Below are 21,742 nucleotides of genomic sequence, written 5' to 3' on the forward strand. Positions count from 1 at the left end.
GGATACGGCACTCGGAAGCCCCGGGGCGACGGGCCGTCGGGATCGGTGTTGCCGGCGAGGGCGCGGCGTCCCGGTCCGCCGGGCCGCGCACGACCGGCACCCGAACGCCACCGGTCCCGTCACGCCGGGGCCTGCTGCTCGTGGGGGCACGGGGGTGCGCAGTACCCGCCCCTCGATGAGGACGACGAAGCGGTGGTCGCCCTCGTAGAGGAAGCGGAGCGGGCAAGTCGTGCGGCGACGGCCTCGGGGATGTCGTCGGGGGTGCCCTGGAAGTCGGTCATGTTCGCCGCACAACGCGCGTCACTAGCCGCAGGGTGGTTCGCGTACGGCGCCCCCCGGTAGCAGTTCGCGCTCGCTCGCGGTGAAGTCCCGTCCTACCCCGGTGCACAGGGTCTTCATCATTTCGTCCGGGCTCAGGTCCAGGTCCTGGTACCAGCCTTCCCCGGCCACGGAGAGGCGGGTGCCGCGCAAGGTGATGCCCAGGTCCGCCGGTGTGGGGTGGCTGGTGAGGAGGAGCCCGCCGGCCAGATCCCAGAACTGCAGTTCGCCGTCGCCTCCGGTCGTGATCAGCGTTCGTCGTGCTCCGAAACCGATCAGTCCGGTGACCTTCGCCCCGGCGACGGCCAGCGGGCGCGCGGCCGCCGCTCCGCCCGGCAGGGCCCACTGGTGCAGGAACCCGTCCGCGTTGCGGGTCACCAGACGGCTGCCGTCGCCGTTGAACAGCAGCGGGGTGGGGCCCCAGAAATCGAAGCGGGATTGGAGTTCGCCCACGGTGAGGGTCTGGGTGCGGGCGCCGGTGCGGACGTTGCGGATCTCCACCGTGCCGGTCGTGGCCGCGGAGCTGGTGACGAGCGCCACCTCGTCCGGATGCCCCGGCCGTGCGCGGAGCTGGGCCAAGCCGGTGAAGATGACCGAATCGACGGCCTGTGCCTCCGACTTCCGTTCCACCTGGGTCGCCGGACCCACCGGGCCTCCGGTGGCCGCGTCGACGAGCATCAGCCGGCCGTCGGCCGTGAAGACCGCCAGCTCCGAGCCGGTCATGGGCTCGACGGCCTCGACCGCCGGCCCCCGGCGCGCCGGGCCGGTACCGGCGTCCCAGTGGAGGTCGACCCGCTGGGCCGGATCGTCCGCCCGGTACGCGGCCAGGCCCCCGTCGGAGCGTTCCAGCACCACCCACTTGGAGTCCGCCGTCCAGACCGGCACGGGCGGATTGCCGGTCGTGGCGTCCCTCGTCGTGCGCCGGCTGCTGCCGCGGTCGGCGGTGACGATCTCCAGGGAGGAGGCCTCCGTACGCGCCAGCAGGCGGCCGTCGGGCGACAGGGCCCCGTTCGCGGTGGCGGTGGCCGCGGTGAGTGCCGTTGCCGCGTCCACCGGGACGGCGGTGGCGGTGAGCAGGGCGTCCGCCGTGGGGAGGAGGACGGTGACCCGGTCGTCCTGGCCGGGGACGACGGCGAGGGTCAGGTCGCCGTCCCCCTGCGAGGGCACCCTGGTTCGGTGGATCCGGCCGGTGCGTAGCGCAATCAGGGTCACCTCCTGGTAGTTCTTGTCGGTGGTCGACTGCCCGACGAACGCGAACTCGCCCGTGACGTCCAGCTTCGTCGTGTCCACCACGTCCGGCAGGGGTGTCGCCGGACCGGGGGCCGCGCCCGCCGGCCGCGTCCGTTCGGTCCTGCTCGCCCTGTCCCGGCCGGCCTCGCCGCTCACCTCTTCGAGCAGCAGGTCACCGTCTCCGGTGATGACCGTGAGGCCCACGGGGTCGTACGCGGCGACCTGGCGGCCCGTCGTCAGTTCCCGGACGACGGTCTGCCCCGGCCGGTTCGTGTCGTACTCGGGCGTGAAGACCACCTGTCCGGCGTCGGCGGTGAACGCGGCGTCTCTGATGTCGCCCGGTACGAGATCGGGGGGCGTCGGTACCCGCCCGCCGGACGGCAGGTCCCAGACCGAGAGCGCGGCGTAGCGGTCGTGCGTTCCGGCCGCGCCGGACGCGTCGTAGAACTTCACGACCCGCAGCAGCCGGCGCCCGTCCCCGCTGTAGTCCAAAATGTGGGACTTCACCACCTTGCGGCCTTTGGTGTCCTCGGACGGCAGGTGCACCGGCGGTCCGTCGCCGGTCAGGTCCCACACCCACACGCTGCCGTTCGTACCCGCCATGGCGTAACTACGGCCGTCCGGACTGAGGGCGTCCCCCCTCGCCTCCGACCAGACGCCGGGAAGATCGCGCAGCGTCCGGTGTTCCGGCTGCTTCGTGTGCAGGCCGGTGATCACGGTGAGGACGTACTCGCCGCTGTCACGGACCGAGCGCACCACGGCGGTGGAGCCGTCCCGGGTGGTGCGCAGGGACAGGAACCGGCCTGGCCACAGGCCTGGGCGGCTTCCCGTCAGCCGCTGCCCCCGGGGGTACTGCCGCAGCAGCGCCCCGTACGCCTCCGGGGTCTGCTCCGTCCGCCACGCCGCCATGGCGAACTGCATGGCGAGCGCGGGGCGGCCCGCCTCGTGGCGGTGGGACAGGTCTGCCAGGACCCGGGACGCCTGGGTACGCAGTTGCGCCCCGACCGTCTCGCCGCGGCGCTGCACGAACACCGTCAGGACGCCCGCCAGCAGGACGAGCACGGTGAGGGCGGCGGCGACCGCCTGCCAGCGGCGGACGCCGCGGAGCCGTTGGCGTTCGCTCTGCCGGATGTAGTCGCGCTCGGCTGGCGGGATGTCTTCGGGCCGGCGGGCCAGCCAGTCCGAGGCCGTGTCGAGGATGCCGCCGCGCAGTAGCGCGTCGGGTTCTCGGCCGCCGGTCCGCCAGCGTGCCAGGTCCCGGCGCAGCTGCTCCTGCCACTGCCGGAAGTCCCGGGATTCGGCCAGCCATTCGTGGAGCCGGGGCCAGAGCGAGGCGAGTTGCTCGTGGGCCAGGTCCACGATTTCGGCGCCGTCCTGGTCCTGGCCCAGGACCACGAGTTTGGTGGGGGCCAGTCGGCGGGCGAGGGCCTGCAGGTCCGGGGCGAGATCGGCGGTGCGGGCGGGGCGGCGGGCGAAGCCGCCGCCCTCGACGGGCCGGGCCAGTTGCGCGAACAGCCGCCGCGCGAGGTACGCCTCGTCCTCCGCGACGTGCGTGCGCAGGGCCTGCTCGGCGTAGCCGACGAGGGCGCCCGCCACCCCGCCCAGCCGGGCGTAGGCGGTGTGCGTGAGCATGGACCGCTCGCGCTCCTCCCAGAGCCGGGTCAGGGCGAACTCGACGAGCGGCATCCGGCCGGGTTCGTCTGCGGCGTCGGCGACGATGCGCTCCGGCAGGCCGGCTTCGAACCACAGGCCGGGTACGGCGTCCACGGGCGCGGTGACCGCCTGGTGCAGGCCCTCGGCGGAGAGCGGGGCGAGGAACTGGGCGGCGCCGCCGCTGAGCAGACCGGCAGTGCCGGAGGTGACCAGGACGTCGAGGGACTCGGGGCGGGCGGTGGCCACCACCCGCAGCACAGGCCCGGCGCCCGGCTGGGTCCCCACCCCGGCATCCGACCGCCCGGCGCCGTCCGGTCCGGTGTCGTCCGGTCCGGTGTCGTCCGGTCCGGTGTCGTCCGGTCCGGTGTCGTCCGGTCCGGTGTCGTCCGGTCTGGTGCCCGGCGGTCCGAAGTCGCCCGTGGGCCGGGCGGAGCTCAGCGCGACCAGCAAGCGCAGGAGCTGCCGGGCCGCGTCGGGCCGCTCGCCGGCGTACTCCTCCAGCTGGTCCACGAAGAGGACGTGGCCACCCGTTCCGCCGTAGGCGAGCAGCCGGTCCCGTAACGCTCCGGCCGCCTCAGGCGTCAGCAGTCCGGCGAGTTCGGCGGCCGCCCGCAGACGGCCGACCTCTCCGAGACCGGGTTCCAGCAGGGGGACCACGGCGCGGGCGAGGGCGGCCGCCGGGTCGGCCCCGGGAACGGCCCGGAGTTCTGACACGCTGAACCCCTCGCGCTGGAGGCGGGGCAGCAGCCCGGCCCGTACCAGCGAGGACTTGCCGGAGCCGGAGGGGCCCACCACCAGCGTCAGCGGGTGCCGGGCGACCGCGTCCCGGAGGCGTTCGGTCTCCTCCGCACGCCCGTGGAACAGCTCTGCGTCGTCCTCGGTGAACGGGGCCAGGCCGCGAAACGGGCAGCGCGGCCGCAGCACGCTCTCGTCGACGAGCTGGGCGGAGGGGATCAGGTAGGCGGTGGTGGCGCCCGTGCCGCGCTGGGCGGCCACGGTCATGCCGACGACGCCGTCCTGCCGCGCGTCCCAGACCGGGGAGCCGCTGAACCCGGCAGTGATCCGGGGTTCGCCGGCCGGGGTCTCCATCTGCAGCCAGCCCGCGCCCTGCGGCCCGCGCAGCGTGCCGCGGGCCCAGAGGCCGTGCTGGAAGCCCGCAGGAAACCCGATGACGCGGAACGGGTGCTCCCACACCCGGGTACCGTCGACCAGCGGCGCCGGGCGGGTGCCGGGCACCGGCCGGTCCAGTCGCAGCAGGGCCACGTCCCCGGAGTCGTCGTCGGCGATCCGCCCCCACGCCACCACGATCGCGCGGGCGGCCCGTGCGGTCCCCGTCTCATCCCGGACCATCGGGAAGTCAAGCGACACCGGCCCCGGCGGGGCTTCGTCGGGGGTGCCGGCCAGGCCGGCGGCGCGGGCCACGACGTGGGCGCAGGTGCACACGATGTCGGGGCCGACCAGGAAGCCGGCCCCGACCACGTCCCCGGACGCGGACCCCGCCCCGGACCGGATCCGTACGACGGACCGGGTGAGGGCCTCCTCCTCGCGAACGACCGTCATCTCAGGCGGCCTTCGCTACGCCGCCCCCGGGCTGTCGGCCGGACCGGGGCCGGCATCGGCGCCGGACGCGGGCGCGGGCGCGGCTTCTGCGCCGGTCCGGGGCCGCCATTCCACGCTCACCGTGAAGTTGGCCTCGGCGGCGGCCTTCGCGACAACGATCCCGGTCTCCCCAGACAGCTTGATACCGAAGTCCACCCGCACGGACTCGGGAACCTGGGCCATTCCGCGTAACCCGTCGGCTATGACGTCGAGGGCGGGCCGGATCTGGCCCATGGCCTCCTGCAGGGTCTCGCCCGCCCGGGCCAGCGCCGCCCCGGCTCGCCCCACCCGCTCGATACCATCGCCGTCCGCGTCGGCGACCTCGACCCAGATGCCACTGCCGTCGGTCAGCCGCAGTTCACCAGCGTTCCCCATCCCTGCACCCCTCTCCCCAAAGGGCCATCAATTTACGTCAACACGGGCGCGCCTGCACGGGGTTCACGATCGAATCGTGCGGGGGGGTGTCTCCACGTCCTTCGTCAAGGATGCGATGCCGGGTTCGGGCTGTTTGGGGTGGTCGTGCGGCGAGGGTGACGGTGGGGGGTCCTGGGTTCGTAGCGCGGCCCCGTCTGCCCCGAACAGCCGACCGTCGGGCCGCCGGCAGGCCCCCGCAGCCCACCCGCGCGATGGGCGCCCGCCGCTGCAGCCACGCCCGCATCCGCTGCATCACGCCCCTGAACGCGCCCTCCCCTCCAACCGAGAGCGGGTGGACAGTATCGGCTTCCAGATCCGGCCAATGAGGAGGCAGAGCATGTCACCCTGCGGAGTCGTGAAATGGTTCGACCCCGACCGCGGAACCGGTCTCATCAGCCAGGACGGGACCGGACCGGACATCCGGGCCGAGTCCCAGGCCATTCGCGAAAACGGACCCCGTCTGCGCCCCGGTGAGAGAGTCCACTTCGACCTCACTCACGACAGCGCCGGTCTACGTGCCGACAACATCCACCGTCCGGAGCATGCCCACAACCAGGACGGACCAGGGCAGCACGGCGGCGGGGAGACGCTGCGGTAGCCGGCTTCGGGCTCCATGGGGCGTGCGGGAACCGCGTCAGCCTACGGATATGCCGTGGGCCGATCGACGGCCGAACCTCGCGGCTGGCGGCCCCGGCCCGCCGCCCTCGGAGGTGGTCCGCTACCGACGCGGAGTCTGCGGATCCCACCGGTCACCGGGGACCCAGTTGCCGTGCAGTCCCAGCGGGACCCGGACGGGCAGGTGGATGCGGGCGAGCGGCTCGCCCGTGAAGTCCTGGGCGGACAGGATCACCAGGTCCGCCGCGCCGCGCTCGGGATCGTGCACGTACGCCATCACGTAGCCGTCGTCCTCTGCGACGGGCCACTCCGCGGGGACGAAGACGCCCTCTCCGACGGCTCCGAACCGGCCGAACTCTTGCGCCTCGGTCGTACCACGTACCAGATCGTGCTTGAGCAGCGCGCTGCTGAACCCGGTGTCCGGCCGCGGATCCGTGGGCGCGGCGGGCGACGCGTACAGCTCGGTGGCGGCTGCGTACCCGTAGCGGTGGGGGCGGGCGACGCAGCGGGTGTTGACCCGGGGGAATTCCTGGGTGCGGTCGTCGAGCCGGTCCTCCGTGACCTTGCCGGTGACGAGGTCGATGCGCCAGCGGTCCAGGGTGGGGCGGCTGGTGCCGAAGTCCCTGATGTCGAAGCCCTCGGGGTGCCGGACGATGTCGACGACGATGTCCGTGCCGTCGCCCGTGCCGACCTCGTAGGCGTTGAGGGTGTGGCCGACCAGGCTCGGCGCGACGTCGAACCAGCGCACCTCGCCTCCCGTACGGGGCATGACACCCACGCGCGCCTGGTGCGCCTCGTCCCAGACGAAGGGGACGCCGGTCGGCAGATGCACGGCGCTGAACACCACAGGGCCGTCGAAGAGGATCACATGGTGCTCGGTCAGCGCGAAGTCGTGCATGTACGGGTTGCCGGGCGCGTGGATCAGGCTGGTCCGCACCACCGTGCCGGTCTCGTCCATCACGATGTGCTGGACATGCTCCGACCCGTAGAGGAAGGCGAGCGAGTGCAGCTCACGGGTGTGCGGGTCGAAGACGGAATGGGCGTTGGCGCTGTAGCCCTCGGGAGTCACGCCGAGATCGCACGGGCCGACCGTGTCGAGGTCGTACGTGAGCTCGTAGGGACGTATACCGCCCTCCAACAGGGCGAACGTGCGGCCCGCGAGGCCGGCTACCTGCACGTTCGGCGCGATGTCCAGGCGCTCGTCGAACGGGGTCCCGCGCCGTGGTTCCCCGAGCCGGTCGGCGACCGCGCCGGAGCGCACCCAGCGGTTGCGGTACCACTCGGCGCGGCCGTCGCGGATGCGCACCCCGTGCACCATGCCGGCGCCGAGCGTCCAGATGTGGGCGGTGGGGTCCTCGATGCCGAGCGGGTTGGGGCCGGTGCGCAGGTAGCGGCCGTTGAGGTGGGCCGGGATCCGGCCGGTGACGGGTAGGTCTAACGCGGTGACCTCCTCAGTGACCGGTGCGAAGCTCCCCGACAGGTATCGGTTGGTGATCGTCATGCCAGTCCCTGCCCCTGTGCTCGTGGTCGTTCTTGTCGTTGTCCCTGCTCGGCGGCGAGGAACGTCTGTCCCACCGCCGCCAGCAGCGCGTCGTAGCGGCGTGCCGCGGAGTCCGGGGGGAAATGGCCGGCGATCTCCAGGCTCACCGCTCCGTGTGCCGCCGCCCAGAAGAGCTTGGAGATCTCGTACGCGTCCCCGGGCCGGAACACCCCGGCGTCGATGCACGCCTGGACGGCGGCCACCGAGGTGTCGAAGGCGGTCTCGGCCTCGTTCAGGGCCTCGGTGCTCGGCCGGTAGCCGGGCACGGCCTGCTCGAACATCACCCGGTAGTAGGCCGGTTCAGCCAGGGCGTGCGCGCGGTAGGCGTCCCTGAGATCGTTGAGGTGTGCCAAGGGGTCGTCCGCGCGTCCGGGGACTCGCTGCTGCGCGCGGCGCAGCCGGGCGAACCCCTCCCGGTAGAGCGCGTCGGCCAGACCTTCCTTGCCGCCGAACATGGTGTACAGGACCTTGGTCGAGGCGCCGATCCCGGTGGCGATCCGACGCATCGTCAGTGCGGCTGGCCCTTCCGTGACCAGGAGTTCGATGGCGTGGTCGAGGATCGTGGTGCGCACGGCGGTTTGGCCGACGCGCTGGGCGTCCTGGTAGGGAGTGTTCACAGGTAACAACGTATCCGATCGGTAACGCTGTTACCACCCTGCCGGCCGTCTCGTCCGTCCGCGTCTACGGAAGCAGTGACCCTGCCCCGCCAGCAAGGACTGACCGAGCAGGCCGCCAACACGGCGATGGACAGTGCCTGCCGCCTGTTGCGGCTGCTGCTGCCGTCGATCGGGAAAGGTGAGGCCGTCGACGTGGGCCGGGTGCAGGACGAGTGCGATCAAGCGCGGTCGTGGAGCGTGACGTGGTAGCCGTCGGGGTCGGCGAAGGCGAAGGTCCGGCCGAAGGGACCGTCGATCGGTGCAGAGACGATGGTGTGGCCATCGGCGACGAGCGCGTCGTGGATGGCCTGGACGTCGGTGGCGTGGAGCCAGATCGCGGCACCGATGCCGGGCTGAGCGACGGATGCGAGGTCGGTTCCGGGAATGACGTCGCGGAGTGCGAACGCGATCGGCTTCGTCTCGAAGACGGCGGCGTGCGCAGGTCCGGCCGGCGAGCGGACGAGGCCCAGGTACTGCTCGTAGAACGCCTGCGAAGCGTCGAGGTCGCGCACTTGGAGCGAGATGAAGTCGGGGCCGGTGGCGGGCATGATGGCACTCCTTCTTTTCATGTCAGTTTTCTGACACGCGGCAACTTATGTCAGAATGCTGACATGAGTCAAGAAGGTGTCGGCGTCGATCTGCAGACGTCACTGGGCTACCTGCTCAAAGAAGCGTCGAGCGCGCTGCGCACGGCCATGGAGGAAGTGCTGCGGCCGCTCGGGATGAGCGTGACGCACTACTCCTGCCTCGAGCTGCTGGCGCAACGACCGGGCTTGTCGAACTCCGAGCTCGCGCGGGGGGCGTTCGTGACACGGCAGACGATGAACGTGCTACTCCAGGCCTTGGAGCGAGACGGCTACGTGACCAGGCCTGCGGAGGCACCCGTCGGGAAGGCGCTTCCCACGCGGCTCACGCCTCGCGGCCGACGAAGCCTCGAGAAGGCGAGCGCAGCCGTCCGGTCCGTCGAGGCCAGAATGCTGGCCGGCCTGACCGGGACAGAGCAGTCGGAAGCGTTCCGGATCCTACAGAGCATGATCCATTCCCTGCGCGGTGACGACGGGGGTGCATAGCTCATTCCGCGGCGCACGTCTCGACGCGCTCGGACAGGAATGCGGCCGAGACTGAAATCCGTGTCGGCGACCCCGACTACCCCCCTACTGCGATCAGCCACCAAAGGCGCCGACCACATCCAGGACGTCCTGTACGTGAGGGTCCCGCCCGGCACCGGGTGGCGGGCGTGCCGGGCGTACGCGGGCTCTCCACGGGTGCCGAACTCGTCGTCCCGTGGGGACCGCACGGGAGTCCGGCGGCGTACTACGAGCTGGCCGACGTTCTGCGGCGCATCGGCGCTGAGACCTCCCCGGACCAGGTGGGCGGCGTCGTGACGAGCAGCCCGTACCGCTGCGTGCGGATGCATCCCGCTCCGCTGAGTCAACCGCTCCCGCGACCCGCCTCGACCAGGCCCGACTCGTAGGCCGCGATCACCGCCTGGGCGCGGTCGCGGACGCCCAGCTTGCCGAAGATTCCGGTGATGTGGTTCTTGACCGTGGAGACGCTGATGTCCAGGTCCGCGGCGATCTCCGCGTTGTCGAGGCCGGCGGCCAGGAGCTGCCAGATCTCCCGCTCGCGCGGGGTCATGTGGGGCGGGACCGCCGCCGCGACCGGGCGGGCGGGCACGGGGGTCCGCACGTAGGCGGAGAGCAGCCGGGTGAGCAGCCGGGGTGCGACGACCGCCTCGCCGCCGTGCACGGTGCGGACCGCGGCGCCGAGTTCTTCCGGTGAGACGTCTTTCGGGAGGAAGCCGTGGGCTCCCGCGCGCAGGGCGGCGACCACGTACTCGTCCATGTCGAAGGTGCTGAGCGCCAGAACGCGGACCTCCGGGAGGGTGCGCGCCAGCTCCGCGGTGGCTTGGACGCCGTCGAGGAGGGGCATCCGGATGTCCATGACGACCACGTCGGGTCGCAGGTCCTGGGCGAGGGCGACGGCGCGGGCGCCGTCCTCGGCCTCGCCGACCACCTCGAACTCCGGGTCGGGGCCGAGGATCAGGGCCAGGCCCCGCCGTACCAGGGGCTGGTCGTCGGCTATGAGCACGCGGATCATCGGTGTGGTCGTTCCCCTCACTCGCCGCCCCGGTCCGCCGGTGCCGGAAGGCGGGCCGCTACCCGGAATCCGCCGCCGTCGCGTGCGGCCGCCTCCAGGGTTCCGCCCTGGAGGGCTACGCGTTCGTGCATACCGATCAGACCGTACCCGGTTCCCGGTGCGGGCCGGGCGGCCGGCGGTGGTGGTGGACCGGCCCCGTCGTCGCACACCTCCACGCGGACCTCGTCCCGGCGGTACGTCAGCCGCACCTGGGCGCGCGCCTGCCCCGCGTGCTTGCGGGTGTTGGTCAGTGCCTCCTGCACGATGCGGAAGAGGGTGAGGCCGACGCTGGGCGGCAGCGGGCGGACCGTGCCCTCGACGGTGAAGTCCGTCTCGGTGCCGGCCAGTCGTGACTCGGTGACGATCCGCTCCAGGTCCGCGGTGCCCGGCTGGGGGGCCGGCGGGGCTTCGTCCGCTTCCTCTCCGGCCCGTAGCACGTCGAGGAGTTGGCGCATCTCACGCAGGGCGATGCGGCCCGAGTCCTCCAGGGCGACGAGGGCCTCGCGGGCCGCCTCGGTGTCGTGCGCCAGGTTGGCGCGCGCGCCACCCGCCATCAGCTGCATGGCAGTGATGTGGTGGGCGACGATGTCGTGGAGTTCCCGGGCGATCCGGCGCCGTTCCTCCGCTACCGCGCGCTCGGCCTGGAGGGCGTGGTTGGCCGCGACCTCCCGCTGCCAGCGGTTGACGACCACGGCCGCGGCTGCGACCAGGGTCGCGGCAGCCGCGTTGGCGACGACGGACCAGCCTGCCGGGACCAGCGTCCCGCCCTGCCCCAGGGAGGCCAGCGGCACGGTCAGGACGACGGAAGCCGCGGCGACGGCGGGGCGGCCGAACCGGACCACCGCATAGAGGGCGGCGGCGAGCCCGAGCGGGAAGCGCGGTGAGGCGTCCGGTATGGCCAGGTTGGGCACGACCCCCAGGAGCAGCACCGTCGCGAGCACGGTGACGGGGTGGCTGCGGCGGGCGAGTAGGCACAGGGCCGCCGCCACGAGCGCGCAGGCGGCCGGGACGGGCAGGGGCATCCCCTCGGACTGGGTGGCGAGGGAGAAGCCCAAGAGGTCGGCCGCGGCGGCCCCGAGCGCCACCAGGGCGTCGTTGCGCGTCCAGCGCAACGTGTCGGTGCCCTTGTTCATCGTTGCCGGTCCCTCCCCGCCGGCCGGCCTCCGACCGGTGCGGGGGCGGTTCGGGCCGGTTCCTGTCGACCCATTCTGGCAGGCGGGCCGGCTGGTGCCACCGTCCCGCGGGCCGGTGGCAGACCAGGACCAGGGTCCTGGTCGGGGCCCGCCTGCGGACCCTGCTCCCGGGGTGGAGTTCCTCCCGTGCGCCGACGATCGCACGGCCCGTTCCTGGTGGTCTGGAGACCGGCCGGGGACCCCCGGTCCACCCCGCAGACCTGAGGAGTCACGTGATCCGCGCCCTGACCGGGTTCTCGACGAGGAACCCGTGGAAGGTGATAGCCGTCTGGGCCGTGCTCGGCATCGCCCTGACCATCGCCGGCCAGGCGCTCGTCTTCCGCGCCACCCAGAGCAACACCGGCGAATTCCTGCCCCCCTCCTACGACTCGGCGGCAGCCCTGAAGGTCGCCGAGGAGAGGTTCGGGGTGAAGCCGGACGCGAACACGCTCACCGTGCTGGTGGGCCGGAGGGACGGCGGGCAGCTGAGCGAGGCCGACGAGCGGCGCATCGACGAGGAGGCGGCGAGGCTGGGCACCCACCGGGTGGCCATGCCGGAGCCCGAGGAGGAGACGCCTTTCGCCCAGGACCATTCTCAGACCCCGAAGGTCGCCCCGGCCATGACCGCCCCGGACCGCGCCTTCCGGCTGCTGTCGGTGGAACTGAAGGGCAACCCCCAGGACCCCGGGCTCCAGGACACCTATCGGGCCTTCCGCGAGCAGGCTCGGGCCGGGTTCGCCGAGGCCGGATTCCGGACCGGTTACACGGGCGCGCTCGCCTCCACCGTCGACGACGTCGAGGCCCAGGAGACGCGGGCCCGGGTCATCGCCGTCGCCATGCTCGGCGTGATCGTGCTGCTGCACGTGCTGGTGTTCCGCAGCGTGCTCGCCGCGCTGCTGCCGCTCCTGGTCGTGTCCGTCATCGGCGGCGCGGCGACCGGCACGGTGGTCGGCGCCGCGATGCTGACCGGTGTCACCCTCGACCCGTCCACCCCGCAGCTCATCAACGTCGTACTGGTGGGCATCGGCATCGACTACTTCCTCTTCCTGCTGTTCCGCTTCCGCGAGCAGTTGCGTCGGCGGCCCGAGCAGCCGGGACGCGACGCGGCGGCGGAGGTCTCCGGGCGCGTGGGTACGGCGGTGACGTCGGCGGCGCTCACCATCGTCGCGGCGTTCGCCACGCTCGGAGTGGCCTCCTTCGGACAGTTCCGGATGCTCGGCCCGGCCATCGCCGTGTCCGTGCTGGTGATGCTCCTCGGCAGCCTCACCTTCATGCCGGCCCTGCTCGCCGTCACCGGCCGCAGGATGTTCTGGCCGTCACGGGCCCACCAGCGCGAGCCCCACGGCGGCTCGGCCGCCCGGCTGGGCACCTGGGTGGGCGAACGGCCCCGCACGGCGATCCTGGCCTCCGTGGCGCTGCTGGGCGCCCTCGCCGCGGGACTGGCCGGCATGCGGATGGACTACGGGTCGGGCGGCGCAGGCGGCGAGCGGACGGCCGCCGCCGCCACCGCGGCCGAGATCTCCCGGGCCATGCCGGCCGGCGTCTCCGACCCGATCAGCGTGTACGTCACCGCTTCGGACGACGCACCGCTCACCACCGGCAGGCTCGACACGCTGGCCGGAACGCTCGCCCGGTTGGAAGGGGTGGGTCAGATCGCCCCGACGGTACTGAGCCAAGACCGTCTGGCGGCGCGCATCGACCTGTTCCCGCACGCCGATCCGCACGGCCAGGCGGCCCGCGACCTGGCGTCGGGCGCGGTCCGCGACGCGGTCTCGGCTCACCGGCCGGACGGCACCGAAGTCCACGTGGGCGGCACCGCGGCAGTATTCGCCGACGTCGCAACGGCCGTGGAGAAGGACCTGCGCTTGGTGTTTCCGGTCGCGGCGGCCCTGATCGCGCTCATCCTCTTCCTGCTGCTGCGCAGCCTGCTCGCCCCGCTGATCCTGATGCTCGCGGTGGGCCTGGGGTTCACCGCCACGCTGGGTGCCGCGGCGCTCGTCTTCCAGCACGGGCTGGGCCGGCCGGGCGTGGCCTTCACGCTGCCGCTGGTGCTGTTCCTGTTCGTCGTCGCGCTGGGCACCGACTACAACATCCTGGTGACCGACCGGATCCGGGAGGAGATGGAACGGCCGGGTCCGGCCAGGGATGCGGTGACCAGGGCGGTGCGGCACACCGCGCCGGCCGTGGCAACGGCCGGACTGGTGCTGGCCGCCTCCTTCGGCAGCCTCGCGGTCAACCCGATCGAGGCCACGCAGCAGATCGGTTTCGCGACGGCGCTCGGGATCCTGCTCTCCGCGTTCGTCCTGTCGGTCGTACTGGTACCAGCGTGCGCGGTGCTCCTGGGCCGGTCCGTCTGGTGGCCCGTGAGGCCTCGGCCGGCGGCGTCCCGGCCGAGTCCGGGAGCCGAGGCGCCGGAACGCGTCCTGGTGCCCTGACACGTCGCGCCATGCGCGGGACGCCGGTGCGCGCGGGGTCACGTCAGGGATCCGCGCGCACCGGCGCGCCCGGGACCGTCCGGCTGGGTCGGGCGTCCGACACCCGCCGTCGCCGTGGCGATCTGACCCCGCCACTACGACGGCAAGAACTGGTTGGACACTGGTCGAAACACGCCGTCCCCGGCGCGACGGCGACGGCGACCAGGACGGCGGCCTCCGGAACACGACCCGACCGTCCACGGCCCAGCTGTGCCCGGCAGGGGCGCGTCCGTCCCCGTGAGGCGCTGCTCCACAACACTCGTCCGGGTGAACGCACGGCGCGGCCGCAGTTGGCTTCGTCCTGCGGCCGCGAAACGGCTGGAGCCGGACGGGGGCGTGCTCGGCCGGCGGACGGCTGTGCCGGAGGGCGCGGCCGTGTCGTTACGATCGGCGCCGCTGAGGCCGATGCAGGGATGCCTGTGCCTATGCGCTGACTTGACCTGCGGTTATGCCGCCATGCACGGCGGTGCGAAGGCCTCGGCTGTTCCACACGACGACGGGGAGGGACACGTGCGTGCTGCAGGGGCGACGGCCGGCCGGGACCAGGGTGGGAGCGCGGGAGTGCAGCTGGCGTGGATGCTGCGCCGCTGGTGGGAGGAGGCCGGAAGCCGGACCGGCGGCGGTCGGCCCACGCAGCAGGCCCTGGCCCTGAAGTTGGGCGTCGACCAGACGACCCTCTCGCGCTACCTGAACCCCGGACACCCCTCGACCGCTTCCCTGAGGGTGGTGGAGGCCCTGCACTCCCAGTTGCACGCCCCCACGGCCGACCTCGAACGGGCGAGGACGCTGTGCCGGGCGGCGCTGCTGGGGAACGGCCGTGCCCAGGCCTTCGCCGGTGGAGGGGAGCGCACCGCACCGGCGGATTCCTCGGACAGGTCCGACGAGCCCCCCGCCCCCGATGCCGGCCGCCCCGGTTCGCAGGGCACTGGTGTTCGCGCCGCTCGCGCCGGGCAACTCTCTCGGCGGCTCCGGCCGATGTTCGTCGCGGCGGCCGTGGTTGTGGCGTTCGCCCTGGGAATGGTCGTGCAGGAGCGGCTCTCCGGCCGCGGCCACAACGCTGCGGCCGACGGTGCGGCCGCAGCCACTCCCGAGAGCAGGACACCGTACGCGTGGCCGTTGCTGCGCATGGGCGAGGAGGACCAGTTCACCCGTGGCCGCGCCCTGCAGCACCTGTTGAACGCGCACGGCTACAAGCTGCTGGCCGACGGCTTCTTCCGGCAGGACACCCGGGACGCCGTCATGGACTTCCAGCAGCGGCACGACCTGCCGGCCGACGGCAAGGTGGGCGTGCGGACCTGGCCCGAGCTGGTGAAGGAGGTGGGACCGCAATCCGGCGCATCCGAGGTGAGGGCCGCGCAGGAACTCCTGAACAACGTGGGCCAGGGCGGCACGGCCGTGTCGGGCAAGTTCACCGCGGCCAGCGCCGACGACGTGCGGTTCTTCCAGCGCACTCACGGCCTGCCCGTGACCGGCCAGGTCGACGTGGACACCTGGCTGGCCCTGCTGGTGAAACAGCTCCCGCCCGTCAAGGCACCCGACTATCAGAGGACCACCAGCCCGACGCCCCCCGCTTCCAGGTAGGGCGGGCGGCGCGCGCACCGCTCGCACACGGCGCCGCACCCGGCTCGCTGGAGGACCGTCCGGACCACATGCACCAGGCAGGCCGTGGCCGCCATAGCGCCAGGTCACGGTCCTGCATGCAGGGTGCATCGATGCGCCTCGGCAAGCCGCCGGGATCCTCTTCCCCGGGCTCGGCCGTCCCGGCCATGCTGGTTGCGCGGCCGGCGGTCCCGGACAACCCGCCCTTTCGGCGGGTGACAGGTCCGGACCATGGCTCCGGTCCGCTTCCACTCACCACGCCGCCCGAAGGGGGCACCCATGCCTGCTGTCCGCAAGTCCCTCACGTCCGCCGTCTCGGCCGCCGTCCTCGCCGGGGGTCTGGCCCTCGGCGCGGCCGGTCCGGCGAGCGCGGCCACCTGCCCGTCCTCCTCGTCCCCCGTGATCGACGGGGCGTCGGCCAGCTGGACCCTGAGCTGCTCCGGCAACGACGTGAAGGTGTCCGGCTGGCTCCAGGACACCCGAGTGGACGGCAAGTGCGCCGTCGTCCGGATCAACGCCGGCAACGGCGAGTACAAGACGAAGTCCGCGTGCAGCTCGGGGGTGCGGGAGCAGTTCTCGTTCACCTTCAAGGGCACGAAGGACGCGCAGGTACGCCTCGCCATCGCCTGACCGCACGCCAGGGGGTGGGCGGGGCGTGACCGCCCCGCCGGTGATCGGGGTGGTCCAGGTGTGTGCACCTGACCGCGCCGGTCACCGGCACGCCCACATGTGGGCGGGTGCGGATCGATCAGGAATCGAGAAGCTCGGCTCACGGAGCCGCGTCTAGCCTGCTCGTCATGGACATCACCATTCACACGACCGCTCTCCCCCACGACGACCCGGACGCGTCGGTCGCCTTCTACCGCGACGTCCTCGGCTTCGAGGTCCGCAGCGATGTCGGGCAGGGCAGGATGCGCTGGATCACGGTCGGCCCGGCCGGTCAGCCCGGTACGTCGATCCTTCTGGCGCCGCCTGCCGCTGATCCCGGGATCACCGAGGACGAGCGGCGCACGATCACCGAGATGATGGCCAAGGGCACCTACGGCTGGATCCTGCTGGCCACCCCGGACCTCGACGCCACGTTCGAGAAGGTCCAGGCCGGTGACACCGAGGTCGTCCAGGAACCGACCGAGCAGCCGTACGGCGTCCGCGACTGCGCCTTCCGCGACCCCGCGGGCAACCTGGTCCGCATTCAGGAGCTGCGCTGATCCCTGCGGGTACCCAGAGGCCGGCCGGGGCAGCAGAGTGGACGTGCCTGACTGCCGGCTGCTCGCCAGGGTCTCGTTGAACCGACTGTGAGCTGGACTGCGTCCCGCTGCCGTCCGGCAGTTGCCGGGGCGGCGGGTCGAGTCCGACGGGCCGGTCCGCACCACCGGGCGTCTGGGGTGCCCGCCGAACGGGCACCCCGGACGGCCGACGACGTCGATGGCATGGGAAGACGAACGACAACGGGGAGGGGTCTCATGTGCAGGCCTGAATGGAGGCGTGCCCGCGTGCAGGCGCAGCGCCTGGAGGACCTTGGACGGCTGCGCCGCGTGCGTGACCGGATCGACAGGGAGTACGCGCAGCCGCTGAACGTGGAGGCGCTCGCTCGCGACGTGCACATCTCCGCCGGCCACCTGAGTCGACAGTTCCGGGCCGCCTACGGTGAGTCGCCGTACGCGTACCTGATGACGCGCCGTATCGAGCGGGCGACGGCACTGCTGCGGCGGGGCGACCTCAGCGTCACCGAGGTCTGCTTCGCGGTCGGCTGTGCGTCGCTGGGCGCGTTCACCACCCGCTTCACCGAGCTGGTCGGCATGCCGCCCGGGATTTTCCGGCGCCGGGCGGCCGCTGGGGGTTCGGCCTACGCGCAGGGTGCGGCTGTCAAGGTGGAGGGGATGCCGGCGTGCGTGGCGAAGCGGGTCGCGAGACCGGTCAGGAATCGAGAAGCCCCGGCCGCCGCGCAGCCCCTAGCGTGACGGTTATGGCAACCAACGCTTCCACCGCAGCCCCCACGTCCCTCGCGTCCGTCACCCTGGAGGTGGCCGATCCCCTCCAGCCCCGTCAAGCTCGCCCTGTACAAGCGACGCGCCCTGGCCAACAGCACCACCGACACCTTCACCGACCCCCGACGGGTTCGTATGGGAGACCGCCGCATAGCACGGCCCCCGCGCCGCGCCGGCCGCTACCTCGCGTGACCGACGCACCCCGTCACGCCCTGTATGAGAGGAAGACCGCCATGCCGTCCACGAAGTCGTCCACCGAGGAGTACAGCGGGTTCAGCGCCGAGGAGCGGGCCGCGATGAAGGAGCACGCACAGGAGCAGAAGAAGGCGGCGGCGCGGCGCGGTGCGTCGAAGGCGGAGAAGGAGGCGGCAGCGGAACAGGACGTGCTCGCGAAGATCGCCGAGATGCCGGAAGCGGACCGGGTCCTCGCCGAGCGGATCCACGAGATCATCAAGGCTGCCGCTCCCGATCTCGCACCCAGGCTCTGGTACGGGATGCCCGCTTACGCCAGGGACGGCAAGGTCGTCTGTCACTTCCAGAGCGCGGAGAAGTTCAAGTCGCGTTACGCGACGCTCGGGTTCAGCGACCAGGCGGCACTCGACGACGGTGCGATGTGGCCGACCGCCTTCGCCCTGAAGGAGCTGACCGCAGCCGACGAACAGCTCGTCAGCGCACTCGTGAAGAAGGCGTGCGCCTAGCCTGGGAGCGGCCGGCGGTTCACTCCCCGGCGGTTCCAAGGGTCTCGTCGGCCGTCGCGAAGCGGTGCACCGTCGGCTTCAGCACCTCGCGGAGGTAGCCGAAGTACCCCGTTTCCGCCGTTCCCGTGAGTACCGCCAGCAGGAAGGCGAGGCACCCCATGTCGTGGTGCTCCCATAGCGGGCCGCGCCCCTCGTTGTAGAGCACGGTCCACTCGTCGGGGTGCCGACCGGGCCGCACCAGCCAGTACAGGAAAGCCCCCGTGCCCTCTTCGAAGGCCCACGGCACCACCCTCGCCCCCGGCTCCCGCAGGGCGGCGGGCTTGTCCTCGAACTCCCACAGGTCGGCCAGGATCTCCTCCCGTTCCGCCGTCTGTGCGTAAAGGTCGCAGTCGTTGTAGGCGGAGTCGGGGACGAGCAGCCAGATCGTCTCGTCGAAGACGCCGTCGCCGTATTCCTCGACGAGCTGCCTGTAGTCGGCGGGCAGACCCACACCCAGGGTGCGTTCGGCTTGCGCCCAGTCCACCGCGGGGGGCGGATCGGTGGGCGGCGGGCACAGGCGGACGAGTGCATCGAGGGGCATCACGGGAGGGACGCTACAGGGAGGGACTCCAGCCGGGCCGGTCCTGCTGCCGGTAGGGGTACCAGCGGCCGCGTCCCGGCCGTGACGGAGCTGGAGCCCGCTGCCGGTCGGCGTCACCGGCCCGCAGTCCTGTGCCCCGGGTGGGCCCGCACATCCCCCTGGTCCACCGCACCTTCCCCTGGGCCGCTGTCGGCACTGCGGCACCGGACCGTCACGCCCGGGCCTCGGGGCGGACAGGACCGAGTGGTGGTACTCCACCGGAGGCCGTCACTTCTTGGCCCTGTGCGCCCGCGCCCGAACCCGCGCGGCACGTCTCGCAGCCCTCGTCCCGCGCCACATCCTGACGAGAAGGACTGCTGCTGAGGCTGCGAAGAGACCTGCTGTGATCAACAGCCAGCGCGCGAAGAACCCGTCTGCGGGAAGGCCCGTGGTCGCGGTGAAGTGATCCACCCGACGGAGGATGAGGGGCCACCAGACGAGCAGCAGGACACCGGCGACGAAGGCCGGCACGCGAATGTGGTTGACGCCCGCCCGCACCACGGGGACGCCGACGCCCGAGGCACTCCCGAAGGCCGCCTGCACCGCCCGGTCCGTCACCGAGTACAAGGGCAGCAGCACTAGGTCGTGGAGGAGCGCCGCCCCGACGAACCACAGGGCCACGCCGAGGGTGTCGCCCTTCAGGAGTCGCAGGCCCGCGTAGACGGCGAGGGTGAAGGAAGCGAGGACGAGGAGCAGGTGCAGCGGGGAGGCGCCGTAGCAGCGGCGGAATGCGCCGGTGGCCGCCTCCGGCAGGGGGGACCTCATGCCGGCCCTCCGAAGGTGAGGCGGGTGACCCACTTGGTGTTGTGCACTCCGGGGGCTCCGGGGACGATCACTCGGGCAGGGTAGCCGTGATCGTGGGACAGCACGGCACCGTTGACGCGCACGGCGAGCAGCGAGCGGGCGTCCCGGGCCTGGTTCTCGCGCAGGACCACCGACCTGAACGACCCTCCACGCTGCACCGACTCCACGAGCACCTGCGGAGTGTTCGTGCCGAGCCCGACCAAGGCGGCCAGGTCCGTCAGACGGACCCCACTCCAGCGCTGGTCGGAGGTCGACCAACCCTCCACGCAGGCGATGGGCAGGAACGACTCGTTCTGGGGCAGGGCCAGCAGCTGGTCGTAGGTCAGATCGACCTGACGGCCGGCGCCCCGTACGGTCAAGCGCCAGGCGGGGCCGATGTCGCTGGGTCGGATGCCGACCGAGGCTGCGGTCTTGTTGATCTGGAAGCCGTTCGGCCCGGAGCCGGGGTCCTGTCCGCGCGGCGCGAGGAGCGCCGTCTGCCTGAACCACCCGCCCACGCTCTGCCCCACGGTGACCGCAAGCAGTACCAGGGAGCCCAGCCCCACCATGCCGAGCGCGCCCCGGCGTGAGATCGTCGGGGCCGCCGGACGGGGCGAGACCAGTCCGGCCGCGTCCTTCGTGCCGACCGCCGGCTCGCCCGTCCTGTGCCGCACCGCGCGCAGCGCTCTGGGCAGCCGGAAGGCCACATGGACCACGAAGGCACCGATGAAGACCCAGGCCCCGTAGAAGTGCAGCGTGTAGAAGGAACCGGGAAAGACGTAGTGCAGCTGCACGTTGAGGATGCCGGTGACGAATTCGAAGCCCGCGCCTCCCACCAGGAGGAGCAGGGACAGCCGCTCGAGGCCGTGCGCGGCCGACCGTACGGGCGGCCACTCGAACAGCTTGGGAATCACCGACCACAGCTTGGCCAGCAGCACGGGTACGAGCACGATCCCGAGCGTGACGTGGACCCCCTGGGTGACGCGGTACAGCCAGTAGGGGGACGTCGGCCAGGGGAAGAGAGAGAACCCGAGCCACCCCTTGTCGGGCGTCTGGTCGTTCACCGCTGACAGATCCGGGTTGTACGCCGCATACGACACCAGGCCCGTCACGAAGAGAACGGTGATCCCGACCAGCAGGATCAGCCCGAACACCGCCGTCAGCCACGGCCCCCGCAGCGGGCTGCGCCAGAACTCCGGCCGGAAGGGACCAGGCGGCGGTCCGGACGTCCGTGCGCGTTCCAGGACCGACCGAAGGCGCGTCGGACGGCTCGGCGCGGATTCTTCCGCGCCCGGCCCTTCGGCTGAAGTGCCACCGGCCGCGACCGGTCGGCTGCTCGCCCGCGGTACCGGATGCCCGTGCACCCCCCGGTCCTTCGGCGAGGGCCGCGGTGCTTCTTCCGGACCGCTCTGCCCGCTACCGCTCGCACCCAAAGGACACCTCCGCAGACTCCCGCAAACGAGGGCTCACGGGACGTCGCCCGTCGAGGAGAACATGCCGCACCGAAGCAGCGAGGGTCCCATGACACGCCAGCTCCGAAGAACCGGTCGGAGAATCGCCCGACCTCGCCCCGGACAGCGCGAGACGGCGGTTCTCGCCGGGGCCGTGGCCTGCGGTACCGCCTGGGCTGCGGGCCCTGTTCGCCGCCGACGACCGGCGCGTCCGCCCGTCACAACCGAGCACCCGCTCGCCGAGGAGGGGCTGGGCGCCGAGTTCGTCCCCTCGCGTACGGGGGCAGGCTCACACGGGCTGACCTCCTCGCCCGCGTCCCGCGCCCCGAGGTCCCCGCCCGCACCGCACCCGGCGGCTACCGGCTCAACGGCCGCAAGCGGGTCGGCGGGGTGGGAGATCCGGCTCGGTGGCGAGTTGGTCGCGCCGGCACGTGCGACAGGGGTGAACCGTTCCGGTCGCAGCACCAGCGGCTCAGGCCCCTGAACCCGTTTAGCGAGGACGTGGGCGACCACGGGTTGATCCGCCGGGTACACGGGGACGACCGCGGCCTCGTGTCCGGCCGCGAGCCGCGCCACGGCCGCCGCGTCCGTGGCCGTCGGGCCGCCCGACCGGCCTTTGCAGGATCAGGTGCGCACCAGCACTGCGGGCCAAACCACCCCCGCCCTGGTGCCGGAACACCATCAACGTCTCCGACACCTCACAGGCGCACAACGAGATCCTGGTCGAGGCGTCCCACGTCGAGTTCGAGATACTCAGGGCGGACATCCCGGTCGGCAAGGACCCCCACCTCGTC

At 72.3% G+C, this 21,742-nt stretch carries 18 protein-coding genes and 1 pseudogene; 9 read left to right on the forward strand and 10 right to left on the reverse strand.

Going from position 1 to position 21,742, the window contains the following annotated elements; all coding sequences use genetic code 11:
- Positions 1 to 303: 303 nt before the first annotated feature.
- The gene (locus ACSHWO_RS35455) at positions 304 to 4,761 is read right to left on the reverse strand and encodes an nSTAND1 domain-containing NTPase (RefSeq protein ID WP_438319439.1); all 4,458 of its coding nucleotides are present in this window, start codon (positions 4,759 to 4,761) and stop codon (positions 304 to 306) included.
- 15 nt (positions 4,762 to 4,776) lie between these two features.
- A complete protein-coding gene (locus ACSHWO_RS35460) occupies positions 4,777 to 5,175 on the reverse strand; it encodes a CU044_2847 family protein (protein ID WP_385839421.1) in 399 nt (132 codons plus the stop codon).
- Between the two features lie 376 nt (positions 5,176 to 5,551).
- Between ACSHWO_RS35460 and ACSHWO_RS35465 the strand changes: the two genes are divergently transcribed.
- On the forward strand, positions 5,552 to 5,812 hold the full coding sequence (locus ACSHWO_RS35465) for a cold-shock protein (protein WP_438319440.1): 261 nt from the start codon (positions 5,552 to 5,554) through the stop codon (positions 5,810 to 5,812).
- A 120-nt stretch (positions 5,813 to 5,932) separates the two neighbouring features.
- Here the strand turns inward: ACSHWO_RS35465 and ACSHWO_RS35470 are convergent, their stop codons facing one another.
- Together ACSHWO_RS35470 and ACSHWO_RS35475 are read right to left on the reverse strand one after the other, a co-directional pair.
- Entirely contained in the window at positions 5,933 to 7,330 is a 1,398-nt protein-coding gene (locus ACSHWO_RS35470) for a carotenoid oxygenase family protein (protein WP_438319442.1), read from the reverse strand.
- Positions 7,327 to 7,986: a TetR/AcrR family transcriptional regulator gene (locus ACSHWO_RS35475; protein WP_438319443.1), complete on the reverse strand. Its 660-nt coding sequence runs from the start codon at positions 7,984 to 7,986 to the stop codon at positions 7,327 to 7,329. Before ACSHWO_RS35475 ends, ACSHWO_RS35470 begins: the two co-directional genes overlap by 4 nt.
- A gap of 75 nt (positions 7,987 to 8,061) precedes the next feature.
- On the opposite strand from ACSHWO_RS35475, the pseudogene ACSHWO_RS35480 reads away from it, so the two are divergent.
- Positions 8,062 to 8,157, forward strand: a pseudogene (locus tag ACSHWO_RS35480) (IS21-like element helper ATPase IstB); the annotation flags it as partial.
- Between the two features lie 47 nt (positions 8,158 to 8,204).
- Here the strand turns inward: ACSHWO_RS35480 and ACSHWO_RS35485 are convergent.
- The gene (locus tag ACSHWO_RS35485) at positions 8,205 to 8,573 is read right to left on the reverse strand and encodes a VOC family protein (protein WP_438319444.1); all 369 of its coding nucleotides are present in this window, start codon (positions 8,571 to 8,573) and stop codon (positions 8,205 to 8,207) included.
- Positions 8,574 to 8,636: 63 nt separating this feature from the next.
- Between ACSHWO_RS35485 and ACSHWO_RS35490 the strand changes: the two genes are divergently transcribed.
- Complete coding sequence (locus ACSHWO_RS35490; protein ID WP_438319445.1) at positions 8,637 to 9,095, forward strand: MarR family winged helix-turn-helix transcriptional regulator; 459 nt, start codon at positions 8,637 to 8,639, stop codon at positions 9,093 to 9,095.
- A 361-nt stretch (positions 9,096 to 9,456) separates the two neighbouring features.
- Here the strand turns inward: ACSHWO_RS35490 and ACSHWO_RS35495 are convergent, their stop codons facing one another.
- Positions 9,457 to 10,125, reverse strand: a complete 669-nt coding sequence (locus ACSHWO_RS35495; protein WP_361101096.1) for a response regulator transcription factor — start codon at positions 10,123 to 10,125, stop codon at positions 9,457 to 9,459.
- A 17-nt stretch (positions 10,126 to 10,142) separates the two neighbouring features.
- Positions 10,143 to 11,297, reverse strand: a complete 1,155-nt coding sequence (locus ACSHWO_RS35500) for a sensor histidine kinase (RefSeq protein ID WP_438319446.1) — start codon at positions 11,295 to 11,297, stop codon at positions 10,143 to 10,145.
- A gap of 272 nt (positions 11,298 to 11,569) precedes the next feature.
- On the opposite strand from ACSHWO_RS35500, the gene ACSHWO_RS35505 reads away from it, so the two are divergent.
- From ACSHWO_RS35505 to ACSHWO_RS35530, 6 genes are all read left to right on the forward strand, one after another.
- Positions 11,570 to 13,771, forward strand: a complete 2,202-nt coding sequence (locus tag ACSHWO_RS35505) for an MMPL family transporter (RefSeq protein WP_438319447.1) — start codon at positions 11,570 to 11,572, stop codon at positions 13,769 to 13,771.
- Between the two features lie 549 nt (positions 13,772 to 14,320).
- Positions 14,321 to 15,391: a peptidoglycan-binding protein gene (locus tag ACSHWO_RS35510; RefSeq protein ID WP_438319449.1), complete on the forward strand. Its 1,071-nt coding sequence runs from the start codon at positions 14,321 to 14,323 to the stop codon at positions 15,389 to 15,391.
- Between the two features lie 297 nt (positions 15,392 to 15,688).
- On the forward strand, positions 15,689 to 16,039 hold the full coding sequence (locus tag ACSHWO_RS35515; protein ID WP_438319450.1) for a hypothetical protein: 351 nt from the start codon (positions 15,689 to 15,691) through the stop codon (positions 16,037 to 16,039).
- A gap of 167 nt (positions 16,040 to 16,206) precedes the next feature.
- Positions 16,207 to 16,617 carry a VOC family protein gene (locus tag ACSHWO_RS35520; protein WP_361101081.1) on the forward strand — a complete coding sequence of 137 codons (411 nt, stop codon included), beginning with the start codon at positions 16,207 to 16,209 and terminating at the stop codon, positions 16,615 to 16,617.
- Between the two features lie 255 nt (positions 16,618 to 16,872).
- Positions 16,873 to 17,370, forward strand: coding sequence for a helix-turn-helix transcriptional regulator (locus ACSHWO_RS35525; RefSeq protein WP_438319451.1), 498 nt, complete (start codon positions 16,873 to 16,875; stop codon positions 17,368 to 17,370).
- Positions 17,371 to 17,630: 260 nt separating this feature from the next.
- Positions 17,631 to 18,095, forward strand: a complete 465-nt coding sequence (locus ACSHWO_RS35530) for an iron chaperone (RefSeq protein ID WP_438319453.1) — start codon at positions 17,631 to 17,633, stop codon at positions 18,093 to 18,095.
- A gap of 19 nt (positions 18,096 to 18,114) precedes the next feature.
- Here the strand turns inward: ACSHWO_RS35530 and ACSHWO_RS35535 are convergent, their stop codons facing one another.
- From ACSHWO_RS35535 to ACSHWO_RS35545, 3 genes are all read right to left on the reverse strand, one after another.
- Complete coding sequence (locus ACSHWO_RS35535; RefSeq protein ID WP_438319454.1) at positions 18,115 to 18,675, reverse strand: SMI1/KNR4 family protein; 561 nt, start codon at positions 18,673 to 18,675, stop codon at positions 18,115 to 18,117.
- A 267-nt stretch (positions 18,676 to 18,942) separates the two neighbouring features.
- Positions 18,943 to 19,479: a hypothetical protein gene (locus tag ACSHWO_RS35540; RefSeq protein WP_438319455.1), complete on the reverse strand. Its 537-nt coding sequence runs from the start codon at positions 19,477 to 19,479 to the stop codon at positions 18,943 to 18,945.
- Positions 19,476 to 20,741 (reverse strand): molybdopterin-dependent oxidoreductase, encoded by a 1,266-nt coding sequence (locus ACSHWO_RS35545; RefSeq protein WP_438319829.1) that lies wholly within the window; start codon positions 20,739 to 20,741, stop codon positions 19,476 to 19,478. Before ACSHWO_RS35545 ends, ACSHWO_RS35540 begins: the two co-directional genes overlap by 4 nt.
- Between the last annotated feature and the right edge of the window lie 1,001 nt (positions 20,742 to 21,742).

The organism is Streptomyces pallidus (ex Mingjun et al. 2026), from assembly GCF_051550185.1.
Lineage (GTDB): Bacteria > Actinomycetota > Actinomycetes > Streptomycetales > Streptomycetaceae > Streptomyces.

What these genes read in the sequence shown, in the direction of transcription:
- ACSHWO_RS35515 (WP_438319450.1), top strand. Translation starts at nt 15,689, where the DNA reads ATGCCTGCTGTCCGCAAGTCCCTCACGTCCGCCGTCTCGGCCGCCGTC.
- ACSHWO_RS35455 (WP_438319439.1), bottom strand. Translation starts at nt 4,761, where the DNA reads ATGACGGTCGTTCGCGAGGAGGAGGCCCTCACCCGGTCCGTCGTACGG.
- ACSHWO_RS35520 (WP_361101081.1), top strand. Translation starts at nt 16,207, where the DNA reads ATGGACATCACCATTCACACGACCGCTCTCCCCCACGACGACCCGGAC.
- ACSHWO_RS35485 (WP_438319444.1), bottom strand. Translation starts at nt 8,573, where the DNA reads ATGCCCGCCACCGGCCCCGACTTCATCTCGCTCCAAGTGCGCGACCTC.
- ACSHWO_RS35470 (WP_438319442.1), bottom strand. Translation starts at nt 7,330, where the DNA reads ATGACGATCACCAACCGATACCTGTCGGGGAGCTTCGCACCGGTCACT.
- ACSHWO_RS35525 (WP_438319451.1), top strand. Translation starts at nt 16,873, where the DNA reads ATGTGCAGGCCTGAATGGAGGCGTGCCCGCGTGCAGGCGCAGCGCCTG.
- ACSHWO_RS35535 (WP_438319454.1), bottom strand. Translation starts at nt 18,675, where the DNA reads ATGCCCCTCGATGCACTCGTCCGCCTGTGCCCGCCGCCCACCGATCCG.
- ACSHWO_RS35495 (WP_361101096.1), bottom strand. Translation starts at nt 10,125, where the DNA reads ATGATCCGCGTGCTCATAGCCGACGACCAGCCCCTGGTACGGCGGGGC.
- ACSHWO_RS35540 (WP_438319455.1), bottom strand. Translation starts at nt 19,479, where the DNA reads ATGAGGTCCCCCCTGCCGGAGGCGGCCACCGGCGCATTCCGCCGCTGC.
- ACSHWO_RS35500 (WP_438319446.1), bottom strand. Translation starts at nt 11,297, where the DNA reads ATGAACAAGGGCACCGACACGTTGCGCTGGACGCGCAACGACGCCCTG.
- ACSHWO_RS35530 (WP_438319453.1), top strand. Translation starts at nt 17,631, where the DNA reads ATGCCGTCCACGAAGTCGTCCACCGAGGAGTACAGCGGGTTCAGCGCC.
- ACSHWO_RS35490 (WP_438319445.1), top strand. Translation starts at nt 8,637, where the DNA reads ATGAGTCAAGAAGGTGTCGGCGTCGATCTGCAGACGTCACTGGGCTAC.
- ACSHWO_RS35460 (WP_385839421.1), bottom strand. Translation starts at nt 5,175, where the DNA reads ATGGGGAACGCTGGTGAACTGCGGCTGACCGACGGCAGTGGCATCTGG.
- ACSHWO_RS35465 (WP_438319440.1), top strand. Translation starts at nt 5,552, where the DNA reads ATGTCACCCTGCGGAGTCGTGAAATGGTTCGACCCCGACCGCGGAACC.